Raw genomic sequence first — 8,439 nt, 5'->3', positions numbered from 1 at the left:
CGCGGGGGTGGCGCGCTACCCCGCCGGGCCCGGGCCGCGCACATAGCGCGGGTCTGCCGGCCGGTTGCCGTTCACCCGGACACTCCGTTCACCCGGGCACTGTCGTTCACCCGGACAATCTACGCGCCGAGCCAGGGGAGCCGGTCGGCCAACAATGCCCAGCCGACGAAGGCGACGGTGTCGATCAGTCCGTGGGCCAGCACCAGCGGCCACAGCCGCCCGCCGCGTTGCCAGGCGTAGCCGAACACCGCGCCCATCACGACGTTGCCCAGCCCCGCGCCGAACCCCTGGTAGAGGTGATAGCCGCCGCGCAGCAGGCTGGAGAGGGCCAGCGCGGCCGGGGCGCGCAGCCCGAGTTGGCGCAGCCGGGTCAGCAGGTAGCCGACCACCACCACCTCCTCGGCCCAGCCGTTGGCGAAGGCGATCACGGTCAGCATCGGCAGCCGCCACCAGGTGTCGTCGAGACCGGACGGCACGACGGTGGCGTTGAGCCCGACGGCGCGCGCCGCCAGGTAGAGCCCCAGTCCGGGGAGGCCGATGACGGCCGCCAGCCCCACCCCGGCGGGCAGGTCGAGCCGCCAACGCGGCCGGGCCAACCCGATCCGGGCCGGGGACAGCCCGCCGCGCCACAGCAGGTACAGCGCCAGCCCACCCCAGGCGGCCAGTTGCACCACCACGACGACGTTGAGCCCCAGGTCGATCCAGGCGATGCTGGACCGCCTCGGGTTCAGCGGCACGGTCTGGGCCGCCAGGCCGCGCAGTACCGCGGCGGCCAGAGAGAGCGCCGCGGTCAGCGCCGCGCAGCCGAAGGTGACCGCGAGCACCACAACCAGCTCCAGGCGCAGGGTGCGTGGCGAGGCCGGCGGATAGGGCTCTGCGGTCACCGGCTCACGGTAGCCAACCGGGCGCGTTAGGGCGTGCCGCGGCGGGCCCGCAGCCCGTTGACGAACGGGCAGCCCATCAGCACCCGCAGCGCCTGGCTGAGGCTGCGCGGATCGTCGGCGGGCTGGTGGAACGGCAGCCGGATGTCGTGATCGCCGTCGGCGTCCTCGATCCGCAGGGACACCCCGTAGCGGTCCAGCGCCAGCGGGCGGACCGCGCCGCGGCGCCACCGCGGTGGCAGCCGGGCGGCCAGCCGGGCCACCATCTCCGGGTGGGCGGCGTCGAGGTGGCGCAGCCAGTGTGCCTCCAGCGCGCAGAACGGATCGGGGGTGGCCGCCACCACCGTGGCGACGTCGACGGACTCCGCGCCGGCGGCGTCGGCGACCACCACCGAGGCGGTCTTCAGCCGCATCAGGGTGTGCTCGGCGTCGGGTCCGCACTGCGGGGTCGCCACCGTCAGCAGTGCCGGGCGCGGGTCGGTGCGCGCGATCACGTCGAGCAGCTCGGTCACATCGGCGGCCGGCACCGCGGTGAGCTCACCGCGCACCCACACCAGCGACCGCACCGGTTTGCGCAGCGGCAGCGCCGCCTCGTCGGTGAGTTCCAGCATCACCGCCGTCCCGTCGGGCACGGCCGCGACCGACGGCACCGCCACCGCGAACGTGCCGTCATCGAGCAGGTGCTGCACCGGTGTGGTCAGCGGGGCCAGCCCGTCGACGGCGAGCAGCGCGTGGCCGGCCCGCAGGCAGACGCTGCGGATCCGCTCGGCGGTGCTCGGCGTTGGCGCGTCGGTCCGGATCATCCATCCCCCTCGGTAGCTAAGGTAAGGCTAACTTAATTCGCTGGGCGGATCGGCGCAAGTCGCCGCGGCGGCGCGGCGCACCGCCAACGGTGAACCCGTTAGCCTCTGGTGATGGCCGCCATCGCCTACCTGGGCCCGCAGGGGACGTTCACCGATGCGGCGGTGCAGCGGTTGATCGCCGCCGACCGGATTCCCCACCGCGGTGCGCCGCCGCGCCCCGTCCCGGCGGAGACCGCGCCGGCGGCCCTGGCGGCGGTGCGCGCCGGTGACGCCGACTTCGCGTGCGTGCCGATCGAGAGTTCCATCGACGGATCGGTCACTCCCACCCTGGACGCGTTGGCGATCGGGACGCCGCTGCAGATCTTCGCCGAGACCACCCTGGACGTGGCGTTCAGCATCGCGGTGGCCCCCGGTGTGGACGCCGCGACGGCGGCCACCGTCGCGGCCCACCCGGTGGCCGCCGCGCAGGTGCGCCGATGGCTGGCCGCCGAGATGCCGCAGGCGCGGATCCTGCCGGCGAACTCCAACGCCGCCGCCGCCGAGCAGGTCGCCGACGGAAAAGCCGACGCGGCGGTGTGCACCGCGCTGGCGGCGGCGCGCCATCACCTGGTGACCCTGGCCGACGGTGTGATCGACGAGGCCACGGCCCGCACCCGGTTCGTGCTGGTCGGCCGGCCCGGGCCGCCGCCGCCGCGCACCGGCACCGACCGCACCGCGGTGATCCTGCGGCTGGTCAATGTCCCCGGCGCCCTGGTCGCGGCGCTGGCCGAGTTCGCCGACCGCGGGATCGACCTGTCGCGCATCGAATCCCGGCCCACCCGCACCGAACTGGGCACCTACCGGTTCTTCCTGGACTGCGCCGGACACGTCGATGACGCCGTGGTGGCCGCCGCCCTGGCCGCGCTGCAGACCGACACCGCCCGCTGTGCGGAGCTGCGCTACCTGGGGTCCTGGCCGCTCGGGGAGCTCGACGGCGGGGCGAGTCGATGACCGGTCGGCTGGTGCTGGTGCGCCACGGGCAGTCGGTCGGCAACGTCGAGCGGCGCCTCGACACCCGCCCGCCGGGCACCGCGCTGACCCCGCTCGGCCGCGAGCAGGCCCGGGCGTTCGCCCGGGGCGGTCCGCTGCGCCCCGGCCTGCTGGCCCACTCGGTGGCCACCCGCGCGGCCCAGACCGCCGAGGAGATCGCCGGGGCGCTCGACCTGGCGCCGCAGGCGATCCCCGGAGTGCACGAGGTGCAGGTCGGCGAGCTCGAGGACCGCCGTGACGACGACGCGTTCGCCGCCTTCGCCGCGACCTACCAGCGCTGGCACCGCGGGGACCTCGACGCCGCGTTGCCCGGCGGGGAGAGCGCCACCGAGGTGCTGGACCGCTATCTGCCGGCGGTGACCGGGCTGCGGGCCCGCTACCTCGACGACCGGGACTTCGGTGCCGACGTGGTGGTGGTCAGCCACGGCGCGGCGATCCGGCTGGTGGCGGCCGTGCTCGGCGGGGTGGCCGCCAGCTTCGCCCTCGATCATCACCTCGGCAACGCCGAGGCGGTGGTGCTCGCGCCGATCGTCGACGGGCGCTGGAGTTGCGTGCAGTGGGGCACCCTGACCCCGCCGTTCGGGTCCGAGCCGGCCGCCGACCCGGTCGGCGACGTCATCGACCGCGGCGCCGACCCGATGGGCTGACGCGGCCCGCCGGGGGGACTCAGCCGGCCTCAGCCCCGCAACCGCACGCCACCTGCGTGCAGTCCAGCAGTGACCAATGGCGGTCCCCGGCGTGGTCGATGCAGCCGTCGGCGGTGCACTCGGCCGGGTGCAGCAGGTGCTCGATGACGGTGCCGTGACAGTGGTCCAGATCCGCCGCGCAGGCTCGGCAACCGGTACTCATGTCTGTGTTTGTAACACCCGGGGCCGACATCGCGGCGGCGCAGCGCCGGCTCAGCCCCAACCGAGTTCGTGCAGGCGCTCGTCGTCGATCCCGAAGTGGTGGGCGATCTCGTGGATCACCGTGATCGCCACCTCCTCGACAACCTGCTCCTCGGTGGCGCAGACCTCCAGCAGCGCCTCCCGGTAGATGGTGATCGCGTCCGGCAGCGACCCGGCGTAACTGGAGTCCCGCTCGGTCAGCGCCACCCCCTCATACAGGCCGAGCAGATCCGGTTCGTCGGCGTTGCGGGCTTCGACGAGCACCACCACGTTGTCCAGTGCGGCGGCCAGTCGCGGCGGGATCAGATCCAGCGCGTCGCCGACCAGCTCGTCGAACCGCTGCGGATCCATCGACACCGGCACGGCTAGCCCGACGGCAGCGGGAGCAGATCGAGGCGCTCCTCGGGGATGTCCGGTGGCGGGACCGGTGGTTGGCCGTTGATGAGCAACTCCCCCTTGGCGCTGCCCAGCAGGGTCGCCCAGCCGCCGTTGCCCAGCGTCATCCCGACGCTGCAGCTGAGCTGCCGGCTGCCGGCAACCCAGCTCGGCAGCGCGATCGTGCTGTAGCCCAACGTCAACGTGGTCTGGCGCAGTGTCACCGGCGCCAGGTAGTCCTCGGTCGCGGCGGTGCAGATGTCCTTGATGTAGGTGTCCTGCTCGGCCTCCGACGGCAGCGCATCGGGGAACCGCTCGGCGAGGTTGACCGTGCCGGTCACCTCCATCGCGTGCGGGGCGGCACAGTCGACCGGAACGTCGGTGGGCTGGTTGGTGGCGGGGTCGATGCCCAGGCAGGTGCCGGGCGGGAACACCTTGGATTGGTCCTGCTCGGCGACCCGCCCCACCGTCAGCGCCTGGGTGTCGCCGGGGCCGGGCAGTTGCAGCCCGCACAGCATGCGCCGCTCCCCGGCGTGCTGCCAGGTCTTGTCCCCGGACCACAGCATGCCGATGGTGTAGCGGCCGTTGGGGTCGAAGTGTGGCCCCAGGTAGCGGTCCACCGCGCGTTCGCACTGCTCCTTGCCGATCTCGGCCAGCCGCGCCGGCGTCGGGGCGGGGGCGTCCGGGCCGTATTCGGCGCCGGGGAAGGTGCGCAGATCGACCGCCTCGCTGACCTCGAAGCGGTGCTCGGTGGCGCAGTCGACGATCGTGATCGCCTGCGGGTCGTTGTCCGGCCAGGTCAGGCAGTCGCCGGTAGTGGCCTGGGAGAACGCGTCGTTGCCGCGGGCGGTGACGGCCGGTTCGGAGTTGGCGTTGAAGTAGCCGAGCAGTTCGCTGCTGTCGTCGATGACCGGGATCGCGGCGATCACCCCCGCGATCAGCAGCGCACCCAGCGCGGTCAGCAGCAGCCCACGACGGGCCGTGCGCGAGGAGCGCACCCGTGGGCGCAGCCGGGCGACCCACCGGCGGCGGGGCCGATCGCCGGTGTCGGGCGCGCCGTCATCGGCGGTGGTATCGACCGCGTCATCGGCGGTGGCATCGACCGCGTCATCGACGGTGGCGTCGTCGAGCGGCTCGGACTCTTCGGACATCGCCGTCCATTCTGACAGGCACCCCGGCCGCCCTGCCCGCCAGCCGGTCGGAAAAGTAGTGTTCAGGCCGTGATCGACCTCAAAGTGCTGCGCGAAGACCCCGATGTTGTCCGCCGTTCCCAGATCAGCCGCGGCGCCGATCCGGCCCTGGTGGACGTGCTGCTCGCCGCCGACACCGAGCGCCGGGCGGCGATCGCGGCCGCCGACGGGGTGCGCGCCGAGCAGAAGGCCGCCAGCAAGAAGATCGGTGCGGCCACCGCCGCGGAGCGCCCGGCGCTGCTGGCGGCGGCCAAGGAACTCGCCGAGCAGGTCAGGACCGCCGAGGCCGAGCAGGCCCGCGCCGAGGCAGCGCTCGCCGCCGCGCACCTGGCGATCGCCAACGTGATCATCGACGGGGTGCCCGCCGGCGGGGAGGACGACTTCGCGCTGCTCGACGTGGTCGGCGAGCCCCCCGCCCTCGAGGCGCCGCGCGATCACCTCGAACTCGGGGAGAGCCTCGGGCTGATCGACATGGCCCGCGGGGCGAAGGTTTCCGGCGCGCGGTTTTACTTCCTGACCGGTCGTGGCGCCCTGCTGCAACTGGGGTTATTGCAGCTGGCGGTGCGCCTGGCGGTCGACAACGGGTTCACCCCGATGATCCCGCCGGTGCTGGTGCGACCCGAGATCATGTCCGGCACCGGGTTTCTGGGTGCGCACGCCGACGAGGTGTACCGACTGGAGGCCGACGACCTCTATCTGGTCGGCACCTCGGAGGTCCCGCTGGCCGGCTACCACGCCGACGAGATCCTCGACTTGTCCGACGGGCCGCTGCGCTACGCCGGTTGGTCGTCGTGTTTCCGCCGGGAGGCCGGCAGCCACGGCCGCGACACCCGCGGGATCCTCCGGGTGCACCAGTTCGACAAGGTCGAGGCGTTCATCTACTGCACCCCCGAGGACGCGGCCGCCGAGCACCAGCGGCTGCTGGCCTGGCAGCGGCAGATGCTCGCCGCGGTCGAGGTGCCCTACCGGGTGATCGACGTGGCCGCCGGGGATCTGGGTGACTCGGCGGCACGCAAATTCGACTGCGAGGCCTGGGTGCCCACCCAGGGCACCTACCGGGAGCTGACGTCGACGTCGAACTGCACCACGTTCCAGGCCCGTCGGCTGTCCACCCGGTACCGCGACGCCGCCGGCAAGCCGCAGATCGCCGCCACCCTCAACGGCACCCTGGCCACGACCCGCTGGCTGGTCGCGATCCTGGAGAACCATCAGCGTCCCGACGGCAGCGTGCGGGTGCCGGAGGCGCTGGTGCCTTATGCCGGCACCGAGGTGCTCACCGCGGCGCGTTAGCGCGAGTTCGCCAGCAACTCCTCGAGCAGTGCGACGAACTGGCCCGGGCGCTCCGGGGTGCACGCCGGTGTCGGCCACGTGTCGGCCACCTCCAAGGTGACCAGCGTCGAACGCAGCGGCCGGTAGGGATCCAGCGGCAGCCAACGGCGCAGATCCGAGCTGCCCCAGATCCGCATGCGGTGCATGAACATCCCCAACGGTTCGACCCGATAGCCGCGGATCGCCCGTAGCGGAATGATTTTCGATGTTCCGGACGGGAAGTGATAGCGACGCAAGGTGATCGCCTCCCGATCCAGCTGGATCCGGCCGTCGTCATAGCGGGCGATGCTGGCGGTCACAGTTTCGCGCACCGCAATTCGTGGCCGCGTGCGGTCAGGCACCGGCCGGTGGTCAGATCCCACTGCCAGCCATGCTGATTGCAGGTCAATGTGGACCCCTCCACCACGCCGAACTTCGACAGGTCCGCCTTCATGTGGGGGCAGCGGCGTTGAATCTCGTAGCCGCCCAACTCGATTGTCGCGGAATCGTCGTGGGCTTCGCCGAACCAGCCGTCGGCGTAGACGATCCGGTCCTCGGTGAGGCACTTGAAGAAGGTGTACAGGTATTCGTTGTAGCCGCCGACGCGCCATGCGGTGAACCGGGTGGACAGGAAAATGGTGTTGACCCAGTCGGGTTCGTTGTCGCGCAGCACCGTGCGCACCAACTCCGGTGCGATCGCGAACCCGTAGCGGAATTTCTCGCCGGGGTTCGGGGTGCGCACCGAGCGGTTCGGGAAGTCGACCACCACCGTCTCGTTGCCCAGTACCAGCTCCACCGGATAGCCGACCCCGTCACAGATCTGGTCGCTCTTTTTCATCAGCGGCTCGAACAGCGCCTGCAGCGGCGCCAACAGCGGCTCGCCGGTCGCCGGGGCCCACGACGCCTTCTCCGCGGCCAGCACCGGCGCCATCCGCTCGGCGTAGGCGGCGATGTAGTCGGCTTTGCCGGTGGTGAAGATCGCCTCGACCTCCGCGGTGGGCAGCGGGTGGGTCAGCGCCGACAGCTCGGTTCCGTTGAACTGCGCCACCGTGCCGGGGATCATCAGCAGGCCGCGGTCGTGGCCGTTGCGGCGCATCTGGTCGAGGAAGACCATCTCGTCGGGGAAGATGTTGGCCGGATCGCCGTGGTCGTCGTTGAGGTGACGCAACTCGGGATCCAGGAAGCACGGCGGGCCCGCCGAGGGCACCACCCAGGTGGCCCCCACGTGGGCGATGTACTGGCGGGCGCGGTCCATCTGGCGCTGCCGCTTCTGGGTGCCGAACGCCGCTTTGGCGCGCTCCGGCATGTCGTAGACCATCGGATACCAGATCGCCCCGGAGTACTGCAGCAGGTGCACGTCGATGTGGTCGAACGCGGTGAGCACGTCGAGGTCCACCGGGCGGGAGTCGTTCATGTTGAACACGGTGGTCTGCCCGTCGCTGACCACCAGCCCGGAGTCGCCGATCGGGCCGTCGGCGGGCGCGCGCAACGCGATGATCATGATGTCGAGGTCGCCCTTGGGGCCGCTGATCGTCTGGCGCACCGAATCGGTGGTCTCGACGAACCGGTGAAAGCCCAGCGCGGTGAGCGCGTCGCGCAGGTCCGGCACCGGGTAGTCCGGCAGCAGCACCACCGCGTCCTTGCTGACGTGGTCGCGCAGATGCCGGGGGTCGAAGTGGTCGTGGTGCAGGTGCGAGATGTAGAGGTAGTCGCAGTCGCCGAGGGTGTCCCAGTCCAGCTCGCTGTTGTCCGGGAACGGGAACCACGACCCGAAATACGCCGGGTTGACCCACGGGTCGCACAGGATGCTGCCCGCGGCGGTGTCAATCCGAAAACCCGCGTGTCCGACGCTGGTGACCTGCACGAAAACCTCTCTCCACCGCTGGGTCCGCCGACGGTTCCGGTGGGCGCACCGGCTTGGGGCCCGTCGTTTGAGCTTAACGCCCGGATCGGCGCCGGGGCGCCC

At 71.9% G+C, this 8,439-nt stretch carries 9 protein-coding genes and 1 pseudogene; 3 read left to right on the top strand and 7 right to left on the bottom strand.

Annotated features, from left to right (window positions below; all coding sequences use genetic code 11):
* Nucleotides 1-119: 119 nt before the first annotated feature.
* Both B8W67_RS10585 and B8W67_RS10580 read right to left on the bottom strand, forming a co-directional pair.
* Nucleotides 120-884, bottom strand: coding sequence for a CPBP family intramembrane glutamic endopeptidase (locus B8W67_RS10585; protein WP_069393062.1), 765 nt, complete (start codon nt 882-884; stop codon nt 120-122).
* Nucleotides 885-910: 26 nt separating this feature from the next.
* A complete protein-coding gene (locus tag B8W67_RS10580) occupies nt 911-1,684 on the bottom strand; it encodes a DUF2470 domain-containing protein (RefSeq protein ID WP_069393061.1) in 774 nt (257 codons plus the stop codon).
* 111 nt (nt 1,685-1,795) lie between these two features.
* Between B8W67_RS10580 and pheA the strand changes: the two genes are divergently transcribed.
* Both pheA and B8W67_RS10570 read left to right on the top strand, forming a co-directional pair.
* A complete protein-coding gene (gene pheA / locus B8W67_RS10575) occupies nt 1,796-2,674 on the top strand; it encodes a prephenate dehydratase (RefSeq protein WP_069393060.1) in 879 nt (292 codons plus the stop codon).
* Nucleotides 2,671-3,360, top strand: a complete 690-nt coding sequence (locus B8W67_RS10570; protein WP_069393059.1) for a histidine phosphatase family protein — start codon at nt 2,671-2,673, stop codon at nt 3,358-3,360. The genes pheA and B8W67_RS10570 overlap by 4 nt, the downstream gene beginning before the upstream one ends.
* A gap of 19 nt (nt 3,361-3,379) precedes the next feature.
* Here B8W67_RS10570 and B8W67_RS10565 read toward each other — a convergent pair whose 3' ends face one another.
* From B8W67_RS10565 to B8W67_RS10555, 3 genes and pseudogenes are all read right to left on the bottom strand, one after another.
* Entirely contained in the window at nt 3,380-3,562 is a 183-nt protein-coding gene (locus B8W67_RS10565; protein WP_069393058.1) for a hypothetical protein, read from the bottom strand.
* Nucleotides 3,563-3,612: 50 nt separating this feature from the next.
* On the bottom strand, nt 3,613-3,963 hold the full coding sequence (locus B8W67_RS10560) for a metallopeptidase family protein (protein ID WP_069393057.1): 351 nt from the start codon (nt 3,961-3,963) through the stop codon (nt 3,613-3,615).
* Nucleotides 3,964-3,974: 11 nt separating this feature from the next.
* A pseudogene (locus B8W67_RS10555) lies at nt 3,975-5,126 on the bottom strand (septum formation family protein); the annotation flags it as partial.
* A 69-nt stretch (nt 5,127-5,195) separates the two neighbouring features.
* On the opposite strand from B8W67_RS10555, the gene serS reads away from it, so the two are divergent.
* Nucleotides 5,196-6,455, top strand: a complete 1,260-nt coding sequence (serS, locus tag B8W67_RS10550) for a serine--tRNA ligase (protein WP_069393055.1) — start codon at nt 5,196-5,198, stop codon at nt 6,453-6,455.
* Here serS and B8W67_RS10545 read toward each other — a convergent pair.
* Together B8W67_RS10545 and B8W67_RS10540 are read right to left on the bottom strand one after the other, a co-directional pair.
* The gene (locus tag B8W67_RS10545) at nt 6,452-6,793 is read right to left on the bottom strand and encodes a hypothetical protein (RefSeq protein WP_069393054.1); all 342 of its coding nucleotides are present in this window, start codon (nt 6,791-6,793) and stop codon (nt 6,452-6,454) included. The two genes, serS and B8W67_RS10545, sit on opposite strands and share 4 nt — an antisense overlap.
* Nucleotides 6,790-8,337: an MBL fold metallo-hydrolase gene (locus B8W67_RS10540; RefSeq protein ID WP_085303909.1), complete on the bottom strand. Its 1,548-nt coding sequence runs from the start codon at nt 8,335-8,337 to the stop codon at nt 6,790-6,792. Before B8W67_RS10540 ends, B8W67_RS10545 begins: the two co-directional genes overlap by 4 nt.
* Between the last annotated feature and the right edge of the window lie 102 nt (nt 8,338-8,439).

The sequence above is a fragment of the Mycolicibacillus koreensis genome (genome assembly GCF_002104795.1).
GTDB lineage: Bacteria > Actinomycetota > Actinomycetes > Mycobacteriales > Mycobacteriaceae > Mycobacterium > Mycobacterium koreense.
Note: the sequence above shows the minus strand (reverse complement) of the source record. Positions and strands in the feature narration are given on the sequence as shown.